At 70.4% G+C, this 25,057-nt stretch carries 24 protein-coding genes; 9 read left to right on the plus strand and 15 right to left on the minus strand.

All coding sequences use genetic code 11. The features are described 5' to 3' along the window. Positions 1–149: 149 nt before the first annotated feature. Positions 150–1,178 (minus strand): methionine synthase, encoded by a 1,029-nt coding sequence (locus ACIBVQ_RS36175; protein ID WP_399183155.1) that lies wholly within the window; start codon positions 1,176–1,178, stop codon positions 150–152. 148 nt (positions 1,179–1,326) lie between these two features. Here ACIBVQ_RS36175 and mycP point away from each other — a divergent pair, with 148 nt between their 5' ends. Next, a complete protein-coding gene (mycP, locus tag ACIBVQ_RS36180) occupies positions 1,327–2,484 on the plus strand; it encodes a type VII secretion-associated serine protease mycosin (protein ID WP_362909463.1) in 1,158 nt (385 codons plus the stop codon). Between the two features lie 102 nt (positions 2,485–2,586). Next, a complete protein-coding gene (locus ACIBVQ_RS36185; RefSeq protein WP_399183157.1) occupies positions 2,587–4,860 on the plus strand; it encodes a serine/threonine protein kinase in 2,274 nt (757 codons plus the stop codon). A gap of 81 nt (positions 4,861–4,941) precedes the next feature. Here the strand turns inward: ACIBVQ_RS36185 and ACIBVQ_RS36190 are convergent, their stop codons facing one another. Then, positions 4,942–5,358, minus strand: coding sequence for a YbaB/EbfC family nucleoid-associated protein (locus ACIBVQ_RS36190; RefSeq protein ID WP_352010211.1), 417 nt, complete (start codon positions 5,356–5,358; stop codon positions 4,942–4,944). A 155-nt stretch (positions 5,359–5,513) separates the two neighbouring features. Here ACIBVQ_RS36190 and ACIBVQ_RS36195 point away from each other — a divergent pair, with 155 nt between their 5' ends. Together ACIBVQ_RS36195 and ACIBVQ_RS36200 are read left to right on the plus strand one after the other, a co-directional pair. Then, the gene (locus ACIBVQ_RS36195; protein ID WP_390045865.1) at positions 5,514–5,813 is read left to right on the plus strand and encodes a hypothetical protein; all 300 of its coding nucleotides are present in this window, start codon (positions 5,514–5,516) and stop codon (positions 5,811–5,813) included. Positions 5,814–5,913: 100 nt separating this feature from the next. After that, positions 5,914–6,714: a hypothetical protein gene (locus ACIBVQ_RS36200; protein ID WP_352010209.1), complete on the plus strand. Its 801-nt coding sequence runs from the start codon at positions 5,914–5,916 to the stop codon at positions 6,712–6,714. Between the two features lie 7 nt (positions 6,715–6,721). Here ACIBVQ_RS36200 and ACIBVQ_RS36205 read toward each other — a convergent pair whose 3' ends face one another. Genes ACIBVQ_RS36205 through ACIBVQ_RS36215 form a run of 3 tightly spaced genes read right to left on the minus strand, consistent with a single transcriptional unit; the run spans position 6,722 to position 8,249 of the window. After that, positions 6,722–7,150, minus strand: coding sequence for a YbaB/EbfC family nucleoid-associated protein (locus ACIBVQ_RS36205; RefSeq protein WP_352010208.1), 429 nt, complete (start codon positions 7,148–7,150; stop codon positions 6,722–6,724). Beyond that, on the minus strand, positions 7,147–7,947 hold the full coding sequence (locus ACIBVQ_RS36210; protein ID WP_352010207.1) for a hypothetical protein: 801 nt from the start codon (positions 7,945–7,947) through the stop codon (positions 7,147–7,149). Before ACIBVQ_RS36210 ends, ACIBVQ_RS36205 begins: the two co-directional genes overlap by 4 nt. Continuing rightward, positions 7,944–8,249 carry a hypothetical protein gene (locus ACIBVQ_RS36215; protein ID WP_362774225.1) on the minus strand — a complete coding sequence of 102 codons (306 nt, stop codon included), beginning with the start codon at positions 8,247–8,249 and terminating at the stop codon, positions 7,944–7,946. Before ACIBVQ_RS36215 ends, ACIBVQ_RS36210 begins: the two co-directional genes overlap by 4 nt. 204 nt (positions 8,250–8,453) lie before the next feature. Here ACIBVQ_RS36215 and eccB point away from each other — a divergent pair, with 204 nt between their 5' ends. Beyond that, positions 8,454–9,905, plus strand: a complete 1,452-nt coding sequence (eccB, locus tag ACIBVQ_RS36220; RefSeq protein WP_352010205.1) for a type VII secretion protein EccB — start codon at positions 8,454–8,456, stop codon at positions 9,903–9,905. A gap of 4 nt (positions 9,906–9,909) precedes the next feature. On the opposite strand, the gene ACIBVQ_RS36225 is transcribed toward eccB, so the two are convergent. From ACIBVQ_RS36225 to eccD, 10 genes are all read right to left on the minus strand, one after another. Next, complete coding sequence (locus tag ACIBVQ_RS36225) at positions 9,910–10,674, minus strand: hypothetical protein (protein ID WP_352010204.1); 765 nt, start codon at positions 10,672–10,674, stop codon at positions 9,910–9,912. A gap of 83 nt (positions 10,675–10,757) precedes the next feature. Then, entirely contained in the window at positions 10,758–11,828 is a 1,071-nt protein-coding gene (locus tag ACIBVQ_RS36230) for a hypothetical protein (RefSeq protein ID WP_399183162.1), read from the minus strand. 38 nt (positions 11,829–11,866) lie between these two features. Continuing rightward, on the minus strand, positions 11,867–13,174 hold the full coding sequence (locus ACIBVQ_RS36235; protein ID WP_399183164.1) for a hypothetical protein: 1,308 nt from the start codon (positions 13,172–13,174) through the stop codon (positions 11,867–11,869). Positions 13,175–13,187: 13 nt separating this feature from the next. After that, positions 13,188–13,667 (minus strand): hypothetical protein, encoded by a 480-nt coding sequence (locus tag ACIBVQ_RS36240; RefSeq protein WP_352010201.1) that lies wholly within the window; start codon positions 13,665–13,667, stop codon positions 13,188–13,190. A gap of 28 nt (positions 13,668–13,695) precedes the next feature. Continuing rightward, on the minus strand, positions 13,696–15,015 hold the full coding sequence (locus tag ACIBVQ_RS36245) for a WXG100 family type VII secretion target (protein ID WP_399183166.1): 1,320 nt from the start codon (positions 15,013–15,015) through the stop codon (positions 13,696–13,698). A gap of 11 nt (positions 15,016–15,026) precedes the next feature. Then, positions 15,027–15,413 (minus strand): hypothetical protein, encoded by a 387-nt coding sequence (locus ACIBVQ_RS36250; RefSeq protein WP_352010199.1) that lies wholly within the window; start codon positions 15,411–15,413, stop codon positions 15,027–15,029. An 82-nt stretch (positions 15,414–15,495) separates the two neighbouring features. Then, positions 15,496–15,795, minus strand: coding sequence for a hypothetical protein (locus ACIBVQ_RS36255; protein WP_352010198.1), 300 nt, complete (start codon positions 15,793–15,795; stop codon positions 15,496–15,498). A 36-nt stretch (positions 15,796–15,831) separates the two neighbouring features. After that, positions 15,832–16,158, minus strand: a complete 327-nt coding sequence (locus tag ACIBVQ_RS36260) for a WXG100 family type VII secretion target (protein ID WP_352010197.1) — start codon at positions 16,156–16,158, stop codon at positions 15,832–15,834. 324 nt (positions 16,159–16,482) lie between these two features. Beyond that, positions 16,483–16,851 carry a YbaB/EbfC family DNA-binding protein gene (locus ACIBVQ_RS36265; RefSeq protein WP_399183169.1) on the minus strand — a complete coding sequence of 123 codons (369 nt, stop codon included), beginning with the start codon at positions 16,849–16,851 and terminating at the stop codon, positions 16,483–16,485. A 275-nt stretch (positions 16,852–17,126) separates the two neighbouring features. After that, entirely contained in the window at positions 17,127–18,488 is a 1,362-nt protein-coding gene (eccD, locus tag ACIBVQ_RS36270; protein WP_399183171.1) for a type VII secretion integral membrane protein EccD, read from the minus strand. Positions 18,489–18,723: 235 nt separating this feature from the next. Between eccD and eccCa the strand changes: the two genes are divergently transcribed. The 4 genes from eccCa (at position 18,724) to ACIBVQ_RS36290 (ending at position 24,993) form a co-directional block, all read left to right on the plus strand. Continuing rightward, entirely contained in the window at positions 18,724–22,710 is a 3,987-nt protein-coding gene (gene eccCa, locus ACIBVQ_RS36275; RefSeq protein ID WP_399183173.1) for a type VII secretion protein EccCa, read from the plus strand. A gap of 111 nt (positions 22,711–22,821) precedes the next feature. Continuing rightward, positions 22,822–23,088, plus strand: a complete 267-nt coding sequence (locus ACIBVQ_RS36280) for a hypothetical protein (protein ID WP_362909479.1) — start codon at positions 22,822–22,824, stop codon at positions 23,086–23,088. A gap of 234 nt (positions 23,089–23,322) precedes the next feature. Next, positions 23,323–24,285, plus strand: coding sequence for an intradiol ring-cleavage dioxygenase (locus ACIBVQ_RS36285; protein WP_352010192.1), 963 nt, complete (start codon positions 23,323–23,325; stop codon positions 24,283–24,285). A 153-nt stretch (positions 24,286–24,438) separates the two neighbouring features. Further along, on the plus strand, positions 24,439–24,993 hold the full coding sequence (locus ACIBVQ_RS36290) for a TetR family transcriptional regulator (protein ID WP_352010191.1): 555 nt from the start codon (positions 24,439–24,441) through the stop codon (positions 24,991–24,993). Positions 24,994–25,057 lie beyond the last annotated feature (64 nt).

The raw sequence follows: 25,057 nt of genomic DNA on the forward strand, positions 1-25,057 counted from the left end.
CGCAGGCTCTCCCCTCGTCAACCGGAAACGAGGAGAACGCTATCGCCGACCACCGACAGTGCGCGGCGCCGTTACCCGCCCATGGACAAGCTCCGCGGACGAGCCCGCCCTGGTCACGCGACCGCCGTACGGCCCCGCGGCCGGGGAGGTCACTCGCCCGGGTCCTCCCGCAGCACGCGGGCCGCCCGCGCGCAGGTGGCCAGGGCGGTCCTGGCGTAGGCGGGTGAGGCCCCGGCCAGCCCGCACGCGGGGGTGAGCACGACCTGCGAGGCCAGCGTCGAGGCGGGGAAGCCGAGCCTGCTCCACAGCTCCGCGGCGGGCCTGGCGATCACCCCGATGTCGGGCAGCGGCGCGTCCGTGCCGGGCACGACGCCGAGGAAGAGCGCGGTCCCCGCCTCGATCGTCTCGCCGATCGCGTCCTCGTCGCGTCGCCTGAGCAGGGAGGCGTCCAGCGAGAGGCCGCGAAGGCCCGCCTCGCGCAGGACGCCGAAGGGCACCCTGGGCGCGCAGCAGTGGGCGATCGGGAAGACTCCCCCGGGCAGCACGGAGCCGAGCAGCTCGGTGGCGTCGTGGGCCTCGACGGCGGGCAGCCGCCCGAAGCCGGACGCGGTCGGGACCGTACCCGCCAGCACTCCCGGCAGGCCGGGCTCGTCGAGCTGCAGCACGATCTCCGTGACGCCCGGCACCCTCTTGCGCACGTCGGCGACGTGCGCGGCGAGCCCCTCGGCGAAGGAGGCGGCCAGGTCGCGCACCGCCCCCGGGTCGGCGAGCGTCCTGTCGCCGTGGCGCAGCTCGACGGTCGCCGCCAGCGTCCACGGCCCGGCCACCTGGATCTTGAACGGCCCCCGGTACCCCTGGGCCGCCTCCTCAAGGGCGTCGAGGTCGCGCAGCAGGTGGTCACGGGCCCGCCTGGCGTCGCGTCCCGGCCGGTCGGCGAAGCGCCATCCCGAGGGCTGGACCTCGACGGCCAGCTCGACCAGCAGCGAGGCGGACCGCCCGATCATGTCGGCGCCGACGCCTCGTCCGGGCAGCTCGGGGAGGTACGGCAGAGCGGAAAGCTCCCCGAAGACGACCCTGATCGCCTCCTCGTGGTCCTGCCCCGGGTGCGACCCGACGCCCGTCGCCGTCGCCTCGCCCCACGCGTATCCGGCCGCGGTCCCAGCCGTGTGTTCTCCCATGTCCGCTCCCCGCCCTCTCACCGAACCCCGGGCACCCGCCCGCCTCGTCCGGTCACGGCAGTCAGCTTAGGACCGCCGGACACCGTGACGGCGCTTGATCGGGTTCAGTAGGGTTCTGCCCGGTATCACCGGTCTTGGGGGACAGAAGGTGAACGGATTCACGCGAAGGCTGACGGCCGCGGCCATCGCGATCGTGACCGCGGGGGCCGTAACCGCCGCTCCCGCCGTGGCCGCGCCCACCAGGTGCGCGCCGAAGCGCGGCACGACGAGCATCGCGGAGCCGTGGGGGCAGCGGCGGCTCAACCTGCCGCAGGCGTGGCGGCTGTCCAGGGGCGCCAAGGTGACCGTGGCGATCGTCGACAGCGGCGTGGACGTCACGCATCCCCAGCTGACCCGGGTGACCGCGTTCGACCTCACAGAAACCGGCAAGGCCGACTGCGTCGGTCACGGCACCGCGGTCGCGGGCATCATCGGCGGGGCCAGGCTCAAGGGGGTGCCCTTCGCGGGGGTCGCGCCCGAGGCCAGGCTGATCTCCATCAAGCAGCCCCTGGGCGACGAGGGCGACCTGGGCAGGCTGGCCCTGGGCATCGTCAAGGCGGCCCAGCTCGGCGCCGACGTGATCAACGTCTCCATCCAGGCGAGCGACCAGCCCGACCTGCGCAACGCGGTCGCGTACGCGCTGGCCAAGGACGCGGTCGTGGTCGCCGCGGCGGGCAACGTGAACAAGGAGGACGGCACTCCGGCCCCCGCCTATCCGGCCGCCTATCCCGGGGTCATCTCGGTCGGCGCGGCCAACTCCGACGGGAGCGTCGCCGACTACTCGAACTCCATGACCCCCGTCACCGTGCTGGCGCCCGGCAGTGACATCACCAGCACCTGGCCGGGGCGGTCCTACGTCGAGAAGGAGAACGGCACCAGTTTCGCGGCGGCCTACGTGTCGGGTGTCGCGGCTCTGGTGCGCTCCCGCTACCCGGAGCTGAACAAGGACCAGGTGCGCTGGCGCATCGCGCGGACCGCCGACGGCGCCTCGGGGACGGGCAGCGGCGCCGGGATGGTCAACCCGCTGCTGGCCGTCTCGACGATCATGGCCTCGGACGAGGTGGCCCTGGCGCCGCAGGAGCCCGCCCCGCTGCCCGCCGACGCGATCCGGCGCACGCCTCCCGAGGACGCCCTGAGCGTCTCGATCACGTTGTGGGTCGCCCTGCTCTGTCTCGCGGGAGTCCTGCTGGCCGTGGTGTTCAGGTTCGCCGTGCCGCGAGGCCGGCGCCGGGGATGGCAGCCAGGGCATCCGGGAGAACAGACATGAAAGAGCTGTGAAACATGTGAACTTCACTGATCAGATTTGCTTTGATAGCCCTAGATATACCTATAGCAGTCTTTATCGATAGTTGAGTTGGAAGGATGGCCGATGGGGGATTTCAACCCATTGACACCTGAAGATCCGGAACGGATTGGTGTCTACCTCCTCACCGGACGTCTCGGCGACGCCTCCGGTCAGACCGTCTACCTGGGGCGTCTTCCCGATCAGGAGACCACCCGGGTCATCCGCCTGCTGCCCGCGCTTCCCGGTGCCGACCCCCAGACGCGGGAGCGGATCACCAACCGGCTGCACGCCGCCAAGCGGATCTCCGGCGCGCACACCGCCAAGCTTGTCGAGGTCGGCTGGTTCGACGACTCCCCCTACGTCGTCCACGAGCACGTCGAGGGCCGCTCCCTGCGCGAGACGGTCACCGCGGACGGACCGCTCGACCCCGACGCCCTGGAGCGGCTGGCCTCCGGCACCCTCGCCGCCCTGACCGCCATCCACCTGGCGGGCCTCGCCCACGGCGGGCTGAACCCCGACACCGTGGTGCTGAGCGCGGAGGGTCCGCGGGTGCGCGACACCGCCCTCGGCGTCACCGGGCCCGAGCCCGACTACCACGCCCCCGAGCTGGTCCACGCCAACCTCACCGGCGGTCCGGCACCGGCGCCCGGCAGGCCCGCGGACCTGTTCGCCTGGGCCGCGACCATCGCCTACGCCGCGACCGGCCGCGCCCCCTTCGGCGGGGACCCGCAGGCCGTGCTCAACGGCTCCCCCGACCTCACCGGGCTCGCGCCCGCGCTGACCGCCCTCCTGATCTCCTGCCTCGACAAGCAGCCGCAGCAGCGTCCCGACACCAAGGCCGCCATGCTGCAACTGCTCGGCGACCGGCCCGCCCTCACCGGCACGGCCGTCACGGGGGGCGCCGTCACCGGAGGCGCCGTCACGGGGAGCGCAGTCACCGGGGACGCCGTCGCACCGGCCGTGCCCCAGCAGCAGGACGCCGCCGCCTCGCAGCCTGCGGCGTCCGCGGGATGGAGCGCGCCGCCGCTGCCCAAGGACACCTCGGCCTCGACGCAGCCGCCCATCGTGCTGCAGGTCGCGGCCTCGACCACGGGGAGCAAGAAGCCCGGCGGACTTCTGCTGGCCGCCTGCGTCGGCACGGTCGCCGTGCTGGCCGGAGCGGGCATCTGGGCCGCGGGGAACTACACCTCGCTCAACAACGTCGAGCGCGCCTCCGCCGACGGGAAGGTCGCGAACCCCCTCGAACTGGTCGACCAGGGCAAGGGGCGGCAGCCGTACCCGACGAACGGCACGGGGGGTCAGGGACAGCAGGGCACCGACGACCCCTCGGACCGGGTGACCGTGCCGTGGGGCACGACGCCTGACCCGAACGTCCCGGACGTCGCCCCGCTCCAGCTGACCACGGAGGAGCCGACGGGTGAGCCCCCGGTGCCGACGCTGACCTCGTTCACCACCCCGCCGCCCGCCGTACCGACCACGCCCCCGATTCCGCCGACCAACGTCCCCGCGCCCCCGAGCACGGCGCCGACCGCGGAAACCTCGGCGAAGCCGACGGGCAAGCCGAGCCAGACGGCCGAGCCGACGCAGGCCCACACGCCGACGCCGACCGTCACCGTGACCGTGACTCCCACCGTCCCGCCCAGCGGGCCCGCGACCGCGTCCCCCAGCGGGGCTCCCACGGCCTCTCCCAGCGGGACCTCCACGGCGTCCCCGTCGCCGAACGGCAGCCCCGAGCCGAGCCAGACGGCCTCCCCCTCACCGGCGCCGACGGCCACCCCGACGCCCGCGGCGAGCGCGAGCGCACAGCCGACCCACGCCGCGAGGCCGACGCCGACGCCGACCCGGACGGCGCGCACCCCCGAGGAGACCAAGACCGTACGGTCGACTCCGACCAGGACCGCGAAGCCCGAGACGAAGCCCGAGACGGAGCGTCCTTCGGAGAAGCCCATCGAGCCCGGCAACGTCAGGCCGCCGCTCCAACCGACCGCCGAGCCCTCGACGGCCAAGCCCCCGGCCGAGGAGTCCCGGCCGCAGACCAACCCCTACACGCCGCAGCAGGCCTGCGGGGCGGGCTACTACGTGCAGCGGTCCGTGCCCTTCACCGGCGGAGCCGTCTACCAGCTCTACAACTCCTCGACCGGCTCGAACTGCGTGGTCACCATGAAGACCACCGACATCGGGAAGGCGACCTCCGTCTGGGCCACCCTTCAGGTGAAGGACGGCGGGAGCAAGACCGAGCGCGGGGAGTTCAAGTACTACGCGGGCCCGGTGATCCTGCCCGCGAAGGGCAAGTGCGTGAGCATCAGCGGTGGCAACTCGGCGGACAGCGCCAGCGCCCCGCCGGCCAACTGCGGATGACGCGCCTCTGAGTGCCTCGCAACGACGACGTCGGCCCCCGCCGGGTTCGCCCCGGCGGGGGCCGACGCCTTCCAGGCTTCCTCAGCGCCGTTCGAAACGCCCGTCCTCGGCGCCGACGGAGTGGGCGAAGAACTCGTAGGCGGCCTCCATCCGCTCACGCGCGTCGTCGAGGCCCAGGGGGGTGGCCGGGAGCCCCGCGTCTTCGAGGATCTCCTTCGTCCTGCGCTCCCTGTCGTCCTGCGCGACCCCGATCGCCCGCATGAGCTCCTCCGCCAGGACGTGGCTGTCCAGGCGCATGACGCGAGGGTTGAGATCGATCCTCTCGACCCTGCCCGAGGGGTCGACGGTCACGCCGATCAGCCCGTCCGCCCCGGTTCCCGTGCCGCGTACCTCGTCCAGTTCGCCTTCGATCTCGGCCAGGCGCGCCGTCTGACGTTCGGCGTCTCTGCTGATGCGTTCCAGGTCTTCCAGCCCGAAGTTGGTGGGATCGAACACCACGCGCCTCCTCCTGACGATGAGTGACAACAGATAACCGAAATCACTCCTGACACCAGAAAAGCCACACGGTACCGTAAAGATCACTTAAACACCGCTGTTCACATGCGAAACCACCAGATGTCCAAAAGCTGAACTACACGGGGGTACGTCGGCGGATGAGTCAGAACATTCACGTCACCTCGACCTGCATCGCGAACATCCAGCGCAACCTCAACGAACGGGTGGTACCGGCGTTCGAGGACCTCAAGACGAAGATCGACGAGACCAACGTCGACAGCCCCGGGTTCGGCCTGCTCGGTCTCGCCTTCGGCGGCGCGTACGAGAGCACGCAGCGCGACGTCAAGAAGTCCGTCGAGGACGCCACCGCCGCGATCAACGCCTGGGTCGGCGCCCTGGAGACCGTCAAGCAGAACTGGAGGGACGCCGAGGACGCGAGCAAGGTCACCTACTCATGACGGCTCCGCCGGAAGGCGCCGGCTCCTCCATCCGGGAAATCCGGGAAGTCCGGGAAATCCGAGAAGAACGACGGCAGCGACAGCAAAGGCGGCGGAGAAGGTGACGGGACCGAAGGTCGACCTCACCCACCATGGTCGGGCGGCGACGGCGGCGCGCAGGGAGCTCACGGCTTTCGCGGACGAGGCCCTCAAGGCGCTCAGGGCGAACGCCAGGCCGGTTCCGGCCCTGGCCACCGCGGTGGCCATCGTGAGCACGGCCGTGGCGAACACCCCGGGGATGAACGACGCCAAGGCCAACTGGAACGCCCTGGCCAAGGCCCTTGAGGTCGCCTACCCCTCTCTCATCGGCAACGCGGTCTTCCTGTCCCGTGCCGACTGGCAGGCCGACGACCGCGAGGAGTTCCTGAACGCGACCGCCCTGTTCAGTGGCGAGCTGCAGAAGCTCAGCGGCGTCTGCTACACCCTGGAGGGCAAGGTGGACGCGGTCCACCAGGCGTACTACGACTACTGGAAGGGAATCCTCGTCCTTTCCTCCGCGGTGACCCTCTACATAACGGCCATCCGGCTCGCGAGCAGGGGAAATCCGGCCACGGCCGCCGCCGCGCAGGTGGCGCTCCAGCGAATCGGCCCCATCGTCAACAGCCTCGCGGCCAAGATGACCGCGCTTCTGGGCGGCTACCTCGCCCTGATAGGCACCACCCTGCTTCCCCTCACGCAGCGGATGCTCGACCTGAACAACATCATGCCGACCGGCGCCATGAAGATCGACTTCAAGAAGGCCGTCATCTCCACGGAGCCGCCCTCGGCCTGGGTCGCCCCCAAGCGTGAGGTGGGGGAGCCCGCCTCGAACAAGCCCGACCCCAAGGTCGACGCGACACTCGACAAGATCAACGGCAGGTAGCGCCGGGTCAGAAACCCGAGGACAGATCCCGCAGGGTGCGGGCCAGGTCCTCGCCGATCTCCTCAAGCTGGCGGCGGGCCGCGGCCATGTCCAGCGTGATCGGCTCGCCGCCCGTCGCCTCGCTGATCAGTTCCTCGCTACGGCGCCGCGCGTCGTCCTGCGCCGCGCGGACCGCCTCGGTGACCGCCTCGGCGATCGTGGCGGTGTCCAGGCGCGCGATCCTGGGGTCGAGGGTGACGCGCTCCAGGCGTCCCGTCGAGTCGACCACGGCCCGCGCCATGCCGTCGGCCGCCTCGCCCTCTCCCGTGATCGCGCCGAGCTCGTACTGGACGCCGCCGAGCCTGTTCAGCATCTCGTCGCTGCGCCGTACGAACTCGTCGAGACCTTCCGGGGTGTCCAGGCGCAGGTCGTCGAAGTCGCGGTTCATCTGTGTCATGGCGCCGGAAGCTCTCTCTTGGGGGCCAGCCACTGGAAACCCGCCGAGGGCGGGAGCCGGGTCGGCTGCCCGGGTTGCGAGGGGGGCGGTTTCTGGAAGGAGGGCAGGTTCCCCGTCACGATCATCGCCTGGGTGAAGTCGATCTTCGCGGCGCCGGTCGGCGAGAGGTTGAACATCTGCCAGAACGCCTTGCCCGAGAAGAACAGCGAGACGCTGCTCGCCCCCGCGGCGATGATCTTCACCAGCGCGGCGGTCGAGGCGCCGATGATGCTGCTGGCCAGGGTGCCGAGCATTCTCAGGTTGAGCATGGCCGACCCGGCGAACGGTGTCGTCAGCATGGCCGCGGCGATCAGCAGCAGGGAGATCAGCCGGGCGGCCAGCGCGGCGAGCGCGGCCCAGTAGGCGCGGTAGGCATCGCCCAGTTCGTCCACGATCCCCGCGACGGCCTTGACGTAGGCGCGCAGGCTCTCCACCGCCTCCTGGTACTGCTGGACCGCGTGGTTGAACGCCTCACGGTCCTTGGCGATCCACCCGTCCTTCTCCTTGTCCCGCAGGGAGGCCAGGAAGCTCTTGTTGAGGGTGTCCAGGCGCGAGTGGATCGACTCCCAGTTGTTGTAGGCGTCGGCCATCCCCGGCACGTTGGCGACCGCCGTCCCCGCGATCGCCACGCCCGCCCACAGGGTCGGCGCGAGCCGCGCGCCCTTCTCCAGACTGCTGATGATCTTCGAGGAGTTGACGACGACGCCCTTGGCGCTGCGTGTCGCGGTCCTCCACTGGGGCCTGTTCGAGGCGGTCATCGGCGGACGACGACGCCGCTGGCCGCTTCCGCGGTCTTCCAGTTGCCCTCGGCCGTCAGCAGCCCCTCCTGCCAGGAGGCCAGGACGTCGAGGGCCTCGGTGAACCTCTCCTCCATCTGGCGCTGGATCTGGCGGTACCTGATCCCGATCGCCACCTCACCGGCCGCCCCCCAGCCGGGAAAGGACACGTGGGTGCTCGCCACCATGTCCCGCAGTTCCCTGACCTTGGGGATGGTGGTGTCCGTCACCTCGGTGTGGAGTGCTCGAATCGCGTCGGACGTGACGTGAATGTCCAGCGCCATGTGCCCCTCCTTGATCAACGGTCGTTCCTGTATCTCCTATCACCGCCCGGCCCGCCGTCCCGGCTTTCCCGGACCTTGTTCAGCGGGCTTTCGATGATCGGAAACGCTCTGGACGACAACCGTTTACATCCACCACAAAAAGGACCATTTTCAAGATCGTCCTTCTATGCTTGCGGTAACGCATCCAGCGATACGGGGGTTGGGATGCAGACCCGGCGTGACCTCTACCAGGCGTACAGGCTGATGACGCAGCGCCTGGGCACCGCCCTGCTCCAGGGCGAACCAGACCTGCCCGAGTCGCCCATGCGCAGACACAACGTGGCGATGTTCGGCGGCGTACTGGTCGCCGTACTGGTCGCGGCCGTCTTCGGCGTGATCGGCCTGCTGCGGCCGGGCAACGCGACCGCGCTCACCGACCCGGGAACCGTGATCGTCGAGGAGGAGACGGGCGCCACGTTCGTCTACAGCGCCCCCCAGGGCACGATGATCCCGGTCGTCAACATGGCCTCCGCGCGGCTGCTGGTCGGCCAGGAGAACGTGAAGGTGCGTGTGGTCAGTTCCGCCTCGCTGTCCGGCTACCCCCGCGGCACGCTGGTCGGCATCCCCGGCGCCCCGGAGTCGCTGCCCGCCCGCGACCGCCTGGTCCGCTCCCCCTGGTCGGCCTGCGTGGTCGAGGGGGCGGACGCCAACGGCGAGCGCAGGCCGTACACCACCCTGGTCGGGGGGTTCGCCGTCGGCGGCGAACCGATCGGGCAGGACAAGGCCATGCTCGTCGAACAGGACGGGCAGGCCTGGCTGCTCTGGTCGAACCAGCGGATGCGCGTCTCCACCGAGGGGGCACGGGCGCTGACCGAGGAGCGGCCCCGACAGGTCCCGCTGGCCTGGCTCAACGCGTTGCCCGCCGGGCCCGACTTCCGTTCTCCCTCCGTCCCCGGCCTCGGCCGCCAGACGCGTGGCCCCGACGGCGGCGCGTCGATCGTCGGCAGGGTGTTCACCGTTGCGCCGGTCGCCGGCGGAGGCGCCAAGTGGTACGTCCAGCTGGCCGACGGCCTGGCGCCCCTCACGCCGGCCCAGGCCGCCCTGCTGCTGCAGGACCCCGGCAGCAAGAAGGCGTACGGCCGGGCCCCGGTCAAGGCGATCGAGCTTGACCCGGCGACCGCGACCGGCGCCAGGCGTTCGGCGACCTCGATGGGCGGCGGCGACCTCCCGAGGACCATGCCCGCGGTCATCACCCCTCCGTCGACCAGCCCGGTCTGCGCCGTCTACGCCGACACCGAGCGCGGCTCGGCCAAGGCGCTGCTGACGGTCGGCAGCACGGTCGCGGTCCCCACGCCGCCGAAGGGCTGGTTCAACCAGGACGTGGTCGACCAGGTGGTCCTGCCGTACGGCGGAGGCGCCCTGGCCGGGCTGCTGCCCGGGGACGGCAGGCTGGACGCGATCCAGTCGCTCTACCTGGTCGACGACCAGGGGCGGCGGCACGCCGTCACCTCACCGCAGGCGCTGACCGCCCTCGGCTACACGACGCAGGACATCGCCCCGCTGCCCGCGCACCTGGTGCACCTGATCCCCGAGGGACCGGCGCTCGACATCCCGGCGGCCAGGAAACCGGTGCAGGCCGACCGGCCCCGGACCACCGGGCCGCAGCAGCGACAGTGACCGGTCAGAAGACGCCGGGAATGATTCCGCCCTTCGGCTTGGGAGGCTTCAGCGCGGAGGTGTCCGGCTTCACGGTGAGCCCGGTGCTCTTCTCGTACTGCAGGTTGACCTGGGTGAAGTCCGTCTCCAGCTCCGGCATCGACTGCATGCCGTAGAACAGCCGCCCGTGCTCCTTCGCCATGTCGTTGACGATCATCAGGATCACCGAGACCGCCCCGATCGCCAGCAGCTTCTTCTTGAGCACGGCTCTGACGACGGCGTCGAGTCCCTTGAGAAAAGTGTTGATCTGCAGCATGAGACCCGCCCGCAGCGGCGGGAAGGCCCACAGGGCGAGGGAGGCGGCCGCCGCGACGGTCATGGCGCCGATCACGAGCGTGGCGAACTGGAAGGTCCTGTGGTACAGGGACGCGGTCTGGTCGAGGGTGTCGGCCGTTCCCGCGCGGAAACTCTTGACGCCGTCCAGCTGGGTGACGAATTCGTCGATGGTGGCGGCGAAGAGCTTCTGCGCGTCCCCCTCCCACTTGCCCTCCTTCTCGGCCCTCCCCTTCAGGTCGATCAGTTGTTGTTTGAGCGTGTCGATGTCGACCCCGCCCGCCCCCTTCGGGTCACGCCACTCACCGGCCGCCTTCGCCATGTCACCGGGGTTGGAGACCATCGTCCCGATGGCCGCGACGATGAGGTAGGCCCCCGGATGCATGAGGACGGCCGCGGCGGCGAGCCCCGTCGGGATCAACGACATGTATCCCCATCGATCACTCTCGTAGGCCACGGCTCGTCTCCTTCTCCGGCATCCGGTTCCCGCTCATACGCCTCAGCGTCCGTCTCCCTCGGGCCGCGGCCCGAGGGGGTCAGTCATTCCTGGCCGATCACCGGTGGGGCGATGTCCTCGTCGCCGCCCCAGACGCTCTCGTCCTCCGAGGTCCAGGTGGTCTTCTCGCGTTCCTTGCCCTGCTCGCCGCCCGCGCCACCGGGTGCCATCGGCATCATCGGCATGCCGCCCATGCCACCCGCGCCGCCCGTGCCCGTGCCGGACAGGCCGCCCGGGAGGGACCCGTTGCCGCCGACCCCGGAGAACCCGCCTCCCCGGCCGGACGAGCCCGGCCCCAGCGTGTCTCCCGTCCAGGTGGTACCGCCCGGCAGTCCCGAATTCCCGGTCGGCACGTTACCCAGATTGCCCAGGTTGCCCACGTTGGGAGGGTTGTAGGACGACAGGGCGGTCTTCGTGGGGTCGTCCAGCCCGAGGCCGGGCTTGTTGAGGTCGCCCCCGATGCCGTTCGGGTCGGGGAGCTTGGCCCCGGGCAGATTGGAGTCCGGCAGGTTTTGGTTCGTCCCGTTCTGGCCGGGGAAATTGGTGTTGTCAGGGAACTTGACGTCGTCAGGCTTGGTGCCTTCGAGGGATCTGGTGTCGTCGGGGAACTTGCGGTCCAGCAGGTCCTTGTCCAACGGATCCGTCCCTGACCCGGGGAACTTCATGTCGTCACCGGCCCCACCGTCGAGGCCACCGCCCATCTTGGGGAGACCGGCACCTCCCAGCTTGCCGGGGCCTCCCAGCTTGCCGGGACCCCCCAGACCGCCGGGGCCTGGCTTCTCCTCGGTCGTGCTCGCCTTCTCCGCGGCCGCGTAGTTCTCGGACGCGGCCTTGAGAGCCGCGTTCCACGAGTCGATCGCCGCCTTGCCCGCCTTGAGGGCGTTGACGGCGCCGTCGCGGGCGGTGTCGTGGGCGGTGTTCAGCCCTATCCCGAGCACGCCGAAGGCGGGCGGGGCGATGCCGATCGAACCGGTGCCGTGGATGAGACCGTCGACGTCCTTGGCCCGGCTGCCGAACTCGGTGCCGAGGTTCTTCAGCTGGTCATCGGTGAACGAGACGACCTTGGCGGGACCACCGACCCCGAGCGAGATCCCGTCCAGTGGCGAATCGCCCATTTCCTCTCCTCACGACATCCTCACGACAGACCATCACATCAGACGATCACGGGGGGAGTGGTGTCACCACCGTTGCCCCAGACCTCGTCGTCCTCCAGGAGCCAGGTGCTGCTCTCCCGGTCCTGGTTCTCCTCCGAACCCGCGCCGCCACCGGGAGCCATCGGCATCATCGGCATCCCCGGGGTTCCCGCGCCCCGAAGCCCCCCGGCCCCCGCGCCGAGGCCTCCGGCGCCGCCGAGGCCCCCGGTGCCGCCCGGCAGGCCGACTCCCACCCCGACGCCGGTTCCCGTTCCCGTGCCGGCGTTCGTACCGGTGCCGATCAGGCCGTTGGCGTTGCCGAAGGTGCCCGCTCCCTGGCCGTTGGGCAGACCGAGCGTGCCGTTGCCCAGGTCGTTGGGGTTCAGGCCGGCGAGGGAGGTCGAGCCGGTACCGAACCGGTCGTTCGGATCGGTGCCGGGGAGGGAGCCGTTCACGGTTCCCGGGTTCGTGAGGTTCGGGTCGGAGCCGTCGACGCCGGAGCCCGGACCGCCCGTCCCCGAACCGGGCGGGAAGCCGTCCACCGATCCGGGCCCCTGCCCGGGGAGGTCCTTGCCGCCCTGTCCTGAACCGTCCAGGCCGCCCAGGTCACCCTGGCCGTAGGGGTCCGAGCCGTTCAGGCCCAGGCGGTTGGTGGGGTCGTCGACGGACAGCCGGGTGGGCGTGCCGTTGTAGTCGCCCCCGCCCGGCCCCGTGACCCTTCCCCCGGGGCCCGTGGGCAGGTTGACGCCGCCGTAGTCGGGCATGGGGAGCTGCATCGGGGTCGGCAGCGAGTGCTGCACGTCCTCGGGCAGTTCCCTGTAGTGCTGGATGATCTTCTCGTTGATCTCGTTGAACCGGTCCCTCGCCCTGTCCTCGGCGCGGTACGCGCCGTAGAACGGGATCTGGTCCGCCCAGTCGGTGTCGTGGTCGGAGCGCGAGTCCTCGCCCCGCTTGGTGACGATGTTGCGCTGGGCCCAGTTGAGCGTCTCGGAGTAGCCGCGCAGCGTGGTGCCGACCTGCCGCATCTTGCCCGCCAGCTCGCGGATGCTCCCGTGCAGTCGCTGGAGCTCCTTCTGGGCCTCGACGCTCTCGGCTCCCTTGTAGGTCCCGGCCAGATCGGTCGCCCGCTGCTTGAGGGTGGCCGCGGCCTCCTGGAGCAGGTCGTGCGCGGCGACGTAGTAGTCACCCGCGCGCTTCACCGAGTTCGGCTGGGTGGCGTCCACCCACTCCCTGACCTGGTCCTTGATGCTGTCGAAGAGCGTGACCGACAGGTGCGTCTCCTGCGGCTCGATGCCGTACTTGAGCCGGTTGGAGCCTGTTTCCGCCATGATGGCCTCCCTATCAGGCGCCCGTCTTGGGAGCCGTGCCCTCGTTCGCCACCTCAGCGCCGTCGTAGGCCTTGGCGATCTCGTAGAGCGTGTCGATGACGGCCTTGTACTGCTCGATCGTCGAGGAGTACAGGCCGCCGCCCTTCTGGCCCCGCTCTCCGACGAGGACCGAGTAGGACGTGTTGATCGCCATGGTGAACTGCTGGGCGGTCAGCCACTTGCCGAGGTGCTCGTCGCTGAGCGCGCACTGCAGTTGCAGGTCGGGAAGCGACCCGCCCCCCGGGGGAGGCCCCGGCAGTTCGGCGCGTTCTCCCCTGGCCGTCGCCACCGCGGTCGCGGGGGGCGGCGTGGGGGTCGTCAGCTTCTGCAGCGCCTTCTCCAGCAGCCCGGCGATCTCCTTGATCGTGGCGCGGTTCAGGTCGGGACCGCCCTTGCCGCTGCTGTCGCTCTTGACGGTCAGACCGGGCCAGTCGGGATCGAGCTCGATCGCCATGCCGCACCTTTCGGAAAGTTCGGAAAAGTCAGGTGATGACCGGGGGGATCACGTCTCCACGGGAGTTCCAGACGTCCTGATCCTCGGACAGCCAGGTCGTGCGCTCCTGGCCTTGCTCCTCGGCCCCGCCGCCCGCGCCTCCGCCCGGCGACATGAACGGCATCATCGGTGAGCCGCCCCTGCTCGCCGGGGACGACGCCCCGGGTACGGCTCCCGCCCCGCCTGTCCCGAGGCCGGGACCGCCGAACCCGGGGCCGCCGATCACCGTGGGGGCGAGGGGCGGGCCGGACGTCGTGACCGGGGACACGGGCAGGACCGTGTGCTGCTGGATCGTGGGCGGCGCGACCAGGTTGGTCGGGGCGAAGCTCGCGACCTCGGTCCTTCCCGAGCCGTGGGTGGCGCCGGTGCCGTCGGACGTGGTCTCGTGCCCGCCGATCACGGCCGGGGCCGTGCCGTCCCCGCCCGAACCCGGGCCTGCCGTCTGTCCGCCGGGGCCGGTCGGTCCCGGCTCTCCCGGGGAGCCCTGGCCGCCGGTGCCCGAACCGGGGCCGGTCGTGCCCGAACCGTCGGTGCCGCCGGTGCCGCCGGGGTGACCCGGGGTGCCGGCGCCCTGGGAGCCGTCGTCCGTGCCGTCCGGGCCGCCCGTGCCGCTGTGTCCGCCGTTCGTGCCGCCGGTGCCGTACGGACCGTCGGCCGGTGAGCCGCTTCCCCGCCAGGGGCCGGTGTCCGTCCGCGAGGTGCTCCCGTTGCCCCGCGAACCGGTCGGCCGTCCCACCGAGGAGTAGTCCGTGGTCGTGTAACCGCCGGTCCCCGCGGGTTCCGCGGCGGCCGGAAGCGTGTAGGTGAACTCCTCGGGGATCTTCGCGTAGAGCTCGACGATCTGCCCGTTGAGCTTCTTCAGGAGGTTGCGGGCGTCGACCGTCCCGTCCGCCTGGGGGGGCTGCGGGCCCACCTGAAGCGCCTTCGCCCGCTTCGTGCGCAGGCCTTCCATCTCCTGGCGCGCCGCGGGCAGGTTAACGCCCCCGTACGTCCGCAGGACGGTGCCGACCTCCTTCATCACCGCGGCCAGCTCGGTGCCCGTCGTGTGCAGCATGCGTATGGCCTTGTGCGTCTCGACGGCGGCCGGGCCGCCCCAGACCTGGGCCAGCCTGGCCGCGTTGCCCTCCAGGGCACCGGTGACGAGTTCGATGACGGCGGCCCCGTTGGTGAACCCGAAGCCGGCGTTCTCGATCTCGGCCGGCGAGGTGCCCTTGAGCCAGTCGTCGATCGCCGTGAAGGAGTCGCCGACCTCCCCCTGGACCGGTGCGGCGGCCGAACGGACCCGCACGGTCCGTTTCTGGGTGTCCACTGCTCCCCCTGTCACCCGTTCCCGGCGCCGTTGGCGGTGTTGGCGCCGTCGTACTCTTTCGCGCTGTCCCTGATCGTCTTGATGACCTGGGCGTACTGCGCGACGAACTCCGCGTAGACCTGGGCGAGGACCGCGATCCTGCCGTCCGTGGAGGCTCCCCCGGCGACCGTCTGCCCGAACGTCCGGGCGGCGGGCCACTCGCCGACCTCCTGGCCGCTCAGGTTTCCGCTGGTCTCGACGCTGGCCGCGGAACCCGTCGTGTAGCCCTCGAAGAACGCGGGGCCCGCGAACCCCGCGGCGTACTCCTCAAGCTCCTGCGCGACCTTTCTCATCTGGAAGGTGTCGAACTCGGTGATGTTCGCCACGTCGTCCAGACTCGGCCACTCCGATGCGCTCATGCCTCTCCTCGGCGCGCCCGGCGCCACCCCGGCCGCCGCGTACGGCGGCGGCCGGAGAGCACCCGCTCACACGGCGACCGTGTCAGTGGTTGCTCCAGATGGCCTTGTTCCGCGCCTCGGCGGCCTTGTAGTTCTCGCTGGCGATGCCCAGGGCCTTGGCGGCCTCGTTGAGCTGACGCCCCATCTCCTGCTCCGCGGCGTCCCAGACCTTCCTGTGCTCCTCGAAGAAGTTGGCCGCGTCACCGGCCCAGTGCTCCCCGAGCACCTGCTGGAGCTTGGTGATGAGGTCGTCGGTCGCCTTGTCCATGGCGGTGACGACCTGGAGGAGGCCCAGCTCGGCCTTCTCCATCTCCACGAAGTTGACCTTCGTATAGTCGGACACTCTGTTCTCCGTCCTCGACTGCGGGATGGGGCCGTACTACCTGGCGCCGGTGTTGATGAGCGCGTCAACCCGGTTCATACCGGACTGCACGTCCTGGTCGGCCGCGTCGTAGGTGACGGAGCTGTCGCCCAGGTTCTGGGCGATCTTCTCCAGGTCACTCCGTACGATCGTCATCTGCCGGTCCCACTCGCGCATGGCGCCCAGGAACTTGGCCGAAGCAGTGCCCAGCCAGCCCGAGGCCGTCAGCTCCTGCGTGGTCGTCTCGACGCCCTTGCGCAGGCCCTCGACGTACTGCGCGGTGTCCACGACGAGCTCGGACGCCTTCTTGATCTGTGCGGGGCTCGCACCGAAAAACTCCGCCACCGGTCACACCTCCGTGACATAAGGCCTGCTTGTCCGTGGTGGTGTCACGCCCCCGTGCGGACCGTACGGCCCACGCGATGCCACCCGGATGGCCAGAGAAGCCACACGAGCGGACAGAAAGGACTACCCCGACGAACATCATCAGACGGCATGCTAGCCATCAGGGATCACATAGCTAACATGCATTCATATTACGGAAAAGTAAACATTTAGCGTCTTATCTATAAACGGGCAGGCCAGACGAGTGCGTGACTCCTCCATCACGGAAAGAAGTCGGCGAAAAAACGGCGACGTTCCGTGATCTGGAAAGCCGTCTACGTGAACTCACAGTTCGAGACGGCGCCGGATGCGGTCGAGTTCCCCCATCACGTCCTGGAAGGCACGGTCGTAGGCGACCCCCGCCTCCTGGACCTGCTCCAGCGGCCCGTCCGGACCGCCGAACGTCCTCAGCGGATTGTCCCCCTCGCCGAACGCCTGATCCGCGGCCTCGGCGAGCTGTCTCTGCAGGTCCCTGGACGCCTCGGCGAAGACCTCCTTGATCCGCTCAGCCAGTTCGCCCGAACTGAGCCGCATGGCCTTGGGGTGCAGTTCGAGTCCCCGCAGCCCCTCCGCGGCGTACTCGACCGCGACCAGGCCGTCCTCGTCCTGGGCACGACCGACGAGCGTGACGATCGTCCTCTGCAGCTCCTCCATTTTCGCGAATTGCGAACTGTTTCCAGAGAGCAGCTTTTCCACATCTATGTTGGCGAACTCACCGAATTCCATCTCATCCCCTGTCTCTTTGCGGCGCCTTCGGCGCCGCGGGTTCGGGCGCTCCGAGCCGACGCTTTCCCTCGTCGCTCATCCGCTTCGCTCCTTCGCTCCTCAGTCCAAGCGCCGGCGCGCCCGAACCGAAACCCCTCACGCACGGCACCGGTAAGGCATAAAAAGCCAAACCCCTCACACCTGGCGCCGGGGAGAATCGCAGGTCAGCCGGCCAGGCCTCGGATCCAGGTGTAGAGGTCCAGGACGCCAAGGGCCAGGGGGAAGAGGGCGACTATGAGGACGATCTCCAGGATGTCGGCCGCCCTGCCCCAGAAGGGGGAGGGTTTGCCCGACTGCAGCCACAGGCCCATGCCCGCGGGTACGAGCGCGACGCACAGCAGGCCCATCGCCACGGCCAGGGCGACGCCGCCGCCGGCCAGGGCCCTGGAGAACGCCAGTACGGCCAGCCCGAAGACGCCGGAAAGCAGCAGCCACAGTCGCTGCCCGGTTCCCTGGAAGACACGGGCCCGCATGAGGAGCGTCAGTGACAGCGTGGCCGAGGTGGCCAGGGCGACCCAGCCGGGGTCGAAGGCCAGGTAGACCTGCGCCACCACCGAGGTCAGGCCGATTCCGGCGACGAAGCCGGTGGCGTAGCGCTGTGCCTGGGCGGTGCGCTCCATGATGGCCGGGCCGTCGATCCGCTGGTTGTCCAGGCGCAGTTCCTCGGCGTTGGTCGGCATCGAGGGCATCGGCAGACCGGCGAACCTGAAGGACAGCATCGGGAACAGCGGGCCGCACGCCAGCAGGACCGAGGCGGCGATTGCCCCCACCCCTGCCGGGGGTGCCTGGGCGAACATCACCACGGCCGCGCAGACGGCCCCCGTCGCCGAGGCGATGGACACACCGAGGAAGGCCTGCACGCCGTCCGCGACGGCCAGTGTGCCGATGGTCGCGACCAGGCCCGTCGTCGCGAACGCGGCCAGCATGTGCGCCGAGCCGAGTCCGGCCAGCCCCGTGTCCCCGGCGGGCGCCAGCAGTCCGGCGAGGAAGGCGTACGGCAGCGCCGCGCAGCCGATCATCGCACCCGCCGGCGCGTCGCCGACCGCCCTGGACAGCAGGCCGCCCGCGACGGTCAGCAACAGCGCGAAGGCTCCGGCGAAGACCGCCGAGACCCGCCAGGGTGGTCCGGAGAACAGCAGGACGAGGGCCCCGACCACCAGGAGGGCGGTCGCGGCGCCGACCCCCACGAAGCGGGTGTGCCTGACGCCCCAGCCTCCCGGCGCCTCCCTGAAGCCGGTGGCGACGACGTCGGCCACGTCGTCGAACATCGCGGGCGGCAGCACGGCCTCGCGGGGCCGCAGGTAGAGCACCTCCCCGTCGAGCACCCCGAGGGCGCCCAGGCTCTGGCCGATGTCGAGGGGGGCGCCGCCCGGCCGTTGCAGCACCCATCCGGGGGCGGCCGCGGATTCACCCCCGACCTCGCCCATCGCGCGTAACAGGCCCGGCAGGACGTGCGGGAGCGGGATGTCCGCGGGCAGCGCCAGATCGGCCTTCCTGCGGGGGGCGACGATCGTGATGTGGCACATGGGAGGCAACGGAGCGGCGCTCTGAACTGGGAGACCCGGTGTGACGGCCCCCTGGGGGGCCTGAGCCAGCGACCTCACGGTCGTCCTCCCTCTTGGTTGCAAGCATCGTGGAGCATCACGGAAACCACCGATATGCCGGATACGGTAGCGGGGAGAGTAGGGATCACGCGCGACATCCGTCGGCAATCGCTTTCGCCACAGATGTGCACAAACCGACCAGGAAGGCACCTCCAGGGTGAGCATCGTCGTCGTACGGCGCCCAGAGCGCCGTCCCCCGCCCAAGCCCCCGCGAGGTGAGATCCTCCTGGAGTCTCCCCCGGAGATCCCCGAGGTGCAGCCGCAGGGACTGACCGGTCTGCTCACCTACCTGCCGATGGCCGCGGGCGCCGCCGGAATGGGCCTGATGTTCACCGCGGGCGGCACCGGAAGCCCGATCATGTACGTGGCCAGCGGCCTGTTCGCCGTCTCCATGATGGGCATGACCGCCGGTCAGCTCGGCCGCCAGTCGGGCGAGCGCAAGAACCGGCTGAACGGCCTGCGCAGGGACTACTTCCGCTACCTCGCCCAGGTCCGCAAGAAGGTACGGCGCGCCGCCAAGCAGCAGCGCGAGGCCCTCGAATGGAGCAGCCCCTCCCCCGACTCCCTGTGGTGGGTGGCCCTGGGTCCCCGGCTGTGGGAACGGCGCCCCCGCGACGACGACTTCGGCACCGTACGGCTCGGCACCGGGGTGCAGAAGCTCGCCATCCAGCTCATCCCGCCGGACTCCAAACCGGTCGAGGACCTGGACGCCCTGTCGGCGGGCGCGCTGCGCAGGTTCGTCAGGGCCCACTCGACGGTCTCCGAACTGCCGGTCGCCGTCGCCCTGCACTCCTTCGCGCGGATCAACCTGACCGGCGACCCGGTGGCCGTGCGCGAACTGGTCCGCGCGATGGTCGCCCAGACGGCCGTCTTCCACTCCCCCGACGACATGCGGATCATGGTGTGCGCGGGCGAGGAGTGGATGGCCCAGTGGGAGTGGATCAAGTGGCTGCCCCACGCGCTGCACCCGGAGGAGACCGACGCGGCGGGCCAGGTGCGGCTGATGACCGACAACCTGGCCGAACTGGACCGGCTGCTCGGCGGGGCGTTGAAGGAGCGGGCGCGGTTCAGGCCAGGCGCCTCGCCGGACGCGCTGCCGTACCACGTGCTGATCCTCGACGGCGGGCACGTGCCGCACGACTCGCAGCTCGGCACGGACGCCATCCAGGGCGTCACCGTGATCGACCTGTCCGGCTCCGCGGGGCCGATCGAGGAGAAGAACACGCTGCGCATCGACGTGCGGCCGGAGGGCTTCTTCATGGTCAAGATCGACCACGCGGGCAAGCGCAGCTCGACCCGTCTGGGCGACCCGGACCGGCTGGACTTCCTGCGCGTGGAGGGCCTGGCCAGGCAGCTCGCCCCGTTGCGCGCCTCGACCGTCAAGGGCGGGGAGACCCAGGACGCGTTGTCGGTGAACACCTCGCTGACCGACCTGCTCGGGGTCGGTGAGCCGACCCTGCTGGACCCGGCGGTGACCTGGCGGCCGAGGGCGGGACGCAACCGGCTGCGGGTGCCGATCGGCCTGGGGGTCGACGGGCGCCTGGTCGAGCTGGACATCAAGGAGTCCGCCCAGGGCGGCATGGGACCGCACGGCCTGGTCATCGGCGCGACCGGTTCCGGAAAGAGCGAGCTGCTGCGCACGCTCGTGCTCGGCCTGGCCATCACCCACTCGTCGGAGATCCTGAACTTCGTCCTCGTCGACTTCAAGGGTGGCGCGACCTTCCTCGGCCTGGACACCCTCTCCCACGTCTCGGCGGTCATCACCAACCTTGAGGACGAGCTTCCCCTGGTCGACCGCATGTACGACGCGTTGCACGGCGAGATGGTCCGCCGCCAGGAGCTGCTGCGCGCCGCGGGCAACTACGCCTCCCTGCGCGACTACGAGCGGGCCCGCGAGCAGGGCGCCGACCTGGCGCCGATGCCGACGTTGTTCGTCGTCATCGACGAGTTCAGCGAGCTGCTGACCGCCAAACCCGAGTTCATCGAGTTGTTCGTGATGATCGGACGGCTCGGCCGTTCGCTCGGCGTGCACCTGATGCTGGCCTCCCAGCGCCTTGAGGAGGGACGGCTGCGCGGCCTGGACACCCACCTGTCCTACCGGATCGGCCTGCGGACCTTCTCGGCCATGGAGAGCCGGGTCGTGCTCGGTGTCGCCGACGCCTACGAGCTGCCGTCGGCGCCGGGCAACGGCTACCTGAAGTTCGAGACGACCGGGATGACCCGGTTCAAGGCCGCCTATGTCTCCGGTTCCTACCAGCCCGACCCGCTGTCCTCCGTGGCGCGGGGCGGGGCGGCGGGCCTGCACCAGGTCGTCGAGTACGGTCCCGGCTTCGCCCCGGTCCCCGTCATCGAGGAGCCGCCCAAGGAGCTGACGACGGGGGAGATCCCCGTCGAGCGCGCCGCCGCCAGCCTGCTCGACCTGGTGGTCGGCAGGCTGGCCGGGCAGGGACCCCCCGCGCACCCGATCTGGCTGCCGCCGCTCGGCGACCCGCCGACCCTGGCCCACCTGCTTCCGCAGATCTCGGTCACCCCACAGCTCGGGCTGAGCACGCCGAGCTGGGCGGGCCGAGGCAGGCTGCACGCCGTCATCGGCGTCATCGACAAGCCCTTCGAGCAGCGCAGCGACCCGTTCTGGCTGGACCTGTCGGGAGCCGCGGGTCATGTCGGCGTCGTCGGCGGCACGCAGAGCGGCAAGAGCACGGTCCTGCGCACCCTGATCACCGGCATGGCGCTCACCCACACCCCACGTGAGGCGCAGTTCTACTGCCTGGACTTCGGCGGTGGCTCGCTGGCCGCGCTTGAGGCGCTGCCGCACGTGGGCGGGGTGGCCAGCCGCCTGGACGGTGACCGGGTGCGCCGTACGGTCGCCGAGATCTCCGCGCTGCTCCAGCGGCGGGAACGTGACTTCGCCGAGCAGGGCATCGACTCGATCACCGCCTACCGGCAGCGGCTCGCGGAGGGGGCGGAGGGCGACGGCTACGGCGACGTGTTCCTCGTCGTCGACGGCTGGCTCACGGTCCGGCAGGACTTCGAGTCGCTCGAACCGGTCATCACCGACCTCGCCGCCCGCGGTCTCGGGTACGGCATCCACGTGGTGGCCGCGACCAACAAGTGGTCGGAGTTCCGGCCGGGCATCCGCGACCTGTTCGGCACCCGGGTCGAGCTGAAGCTCGGCGACGCCTACGAGTCGGAGATCAACCGCAAGTCGGCGCTGGCCGTGCCCGAGGGGGTTCCCGGGCGGGGACTCACCAAGGAGGGTCTGCACTTCCTGTCGGCGCTGCCGAGGATCGACGGTGTGCGCAAGGCCGACGACCTGTCGACGGGGGTGCGCGCGCTGGTCCACGCGATCAGGGACGCCTGGCAGGGGCCGCCCGCCCCGCCGGTCCGGCTGCTGCCCGCCGTACTGCCCGTCGGGACGCTGCCCGGCGTCGAGCAGACCGGGCGCGCCCGCATCCCGCTCGGCATCGACGAGGCGGCCCTGTCGCCGGTGTTGCTCGACTTCGAGGCCGACCCGCACTTCATCGTGGTCGGCGACACCGAAAGCGGCAAGTCGAACCTGCTGCGGGTCATCACCGAGGGACTGGTCGCCAGGCAGACGCCGCAGGAGGCCATGATGATCGTGATCGACTACCGGCGGTCGCTGCTGGACTCGGCGGCGACCGAGCACCGCATCGGCTACGCCGCGTCGAGCGCCGCCGCGACCGACCTGATCAACGACGTCCGCGGCGCGCTGCTCAAGCGGCTGCCCCCGGCCGACCTCACCCCGGAGCAGCTGCGGGACAGGAGCTGGTGGCAGGGCTGCGACCTGTACATCGTGGTGGACGACTACGACCTGGTCGCGACCTCCTCCAACCCGCTGCTGCCGCTGGCCGACCTGCTGCCGCAGGCCCGTGACATCGGTCTGCACCTGGTGATGTCCCGCGCGATGGGCGGTGTGGGCAGGGCGATGTTCGACCCGATCATCCAGCGGGTCAAGGACATGGCCAGCCCCGCGGTGATCCTGTCCGGCAACAAGGACGAGGGCTTCCTGTTCGGCAATGTCCGCGCCCATCCGCTGCCGCCGGGACGGGGTTACCACGTCGACCGCCGGTACGGCTCCCGCCTGACCCAGACGGCCTTCTTCCCGCCTTCCGAGGAGACCTGATCGAACCCCGGTAATTGTCCTAATAAGGACACACTTATAGGTCAACCTGCGGATATATGAGGCGCGTCTCCTCGGTGTTCACCGTTCATCCCCACACGCTGGGAGCGCTCCTTGCTCAGACGTCTCGTGGTCTCCGCGGCCCTGACCGCCTCCGTGCTCGTGCCCACCACCGCCTCGGCCCTGGTGGCCGCCGCCGTGCCCGCGGGCGCGACGGTCTCGTGCACCTACCAGCGCTCGGGCAACCACTGGAACTGCGTCACCCCCGGCGCCTACTGCCCCGCCGCCGCCCACGGCAGGTACGGCTACGCCAAGGCCACCGGCCGTAAGTACACGTGCACGCGCTACCCCAACGGGCGGTGGCGCTGGAAGCGCGCCTGACCGAGGCACGGCGCCCCGCCCCACCGGCGGGGCGCCCCGCCACACCGTCAACGGGAAACCGATTTATTTACAGAGAGTAACCAACGGCGTCCGAACCATATCTTTCACATATAAGATTTGGTTAATACCCGTGACGCAACCGCTCCCCCGTGGATCACATTTCCGTTACGTAACATCAGAATCCAGTCCATTTTCTTAGACTTTTTTCACACGGCGCCCCTAATGTTCGTGCGCATGGAAGAAACCAGCGCACCGAAACCGAACCGCCGACAGCTCCTCATCGCGGGCGGGGTCAGCATCGCCGCCGCCGGCCTGGGCACCGGCTACCTGGCCTCGACCGCGTCCGCGAGCACGACGGCCGGCGCCGCGCACACCCCCACCCCCACCGTCCCCACTCCCACGAGCAAGCTCTGCCTGCCGCTCTCCAAGGAGACCATCGAGGGGCCCTACTACCTGGACTACGACAAGTACCGTTCGAACATCACCGAGCACAAGCCCGGCGTCCCGCTGCTGCTGCGCATCCGGATCGTCGACTCGGAGAACTGCAGGCCGCTGCGCAACAAGGCCGTCGACATCTGGCACTGTGACGCGCTGGGCATCTACTCCAGCTACGAGAAGGCCTCCTCGGGTGACGGCCCCGGCTTCCCGACCGCGTTCCCCACCGCCTTCCCGACGGACATGCCCACCGGCGCCCCCGGCGGCGGCATGCACGCCGAGCCCGACAGCGACACCACCTACTTCCGCGGCTTCCAGATGACCGACAGGAACGGCTGGGTCACCTTCAGGAGCGCCTTCCCCGGCTGGTACATCGGCCGCGCGATCCACATCCACGTCAAGGTCCACGTCAACGGTGTCTTCCGGCACGGCGCCTACCTGGGCGGCAACGACTGCCACACCGGCCAGCTCTACTTCCCCGAGAAGCTGATCGAGGCCGTCTCCGTGCTGAGGCCGTACTCGACCAACACCAAGACCCGCACCACCAACGAGCAGGACATGCTCTACACCGGCGACACCACCGCCGACGGCATGCTCGACGTGCGCTACGACCCCAGGCACGTGGCCAGGGGCATCAGCGCCTCGATCACCCTCGGTGTCGACCCCGACGCCGTCCACGACGGTCAGGACTGGCCCGGCGGCCCCTTCCCGCCGTTCCCCACCACGCCTCCCGGGACTCCGGCCCCCTCCCCGGCCCCCTGATCCCGCGCGGGTCGATCTCCACCCCCGGCACGCCGTACTTCCATCGGCGTGCTGGAGACCTCCCGGCCTCCTCGTGACCACACCGAGGGCCCGAACGTCTCCATTCCTGTCCGATCGGTCAGATCTGACCGATCGGACAGTTATCATTGGGGCATGGCACGTCCCCCTTCCGCTCTGCGTGAGCACATCCTGCGCTCGGCGCTGCGGTTGTTCTCCGACAGCGGTTACAAGGGCACCTCACTGCACGACATCGCCCAGGTCGCGGGCTGTTCGAAGGCGGCGTTGCTCTACCACTTCGCGAGCAAGGACGCGATCCTCACCGAACTGCTGACCCCGGCGGGCGAGGGCCTGGCCGCGCTGCGGACCCGGCTCGTCGGACTGGACGGTGAGCAGGCCGCACGGGCGGCCGTCACCGGCTTCGTCGACCTGGCCCTGCGGTTCCGGCTGGAAGTCCGGATCCTGTTCCAGGACATCCCCACGATGACCGTCCACCCGGCGCTCGGCGCCGTCCCCGCCACCATCAGGCGGTTACTCACGGCACTGGCCGGGGGCTCGACCGCGCCCTCGGACACGATCGCCGCCTACATGGTCCTGGGCGCCGTCTCCGTCACCGCCGCCGACGATCTCGGCGTGCCCGAGGAGGTCCTGCGCGCCGAGATGATCCGCGGCGCGCTGCGCACCCTGGGCCGCGAGCCCGACCACCCCTGAACCACCCGGACCGGCCCGGCCTCCGCCGGACGCCGGACCTCGCCTGAACGGACCCCTCCCTCTC

It is taken from the genome of Streptosporangium sp. NPDC049376, from assembly GCF_044466505.1.
Classification (GTDB): domain Bacteria; phylum Actinomycetota; class Actinomycetes; order Streptosporangiales; family Streptosporangiaceae; genus Streptosporangium.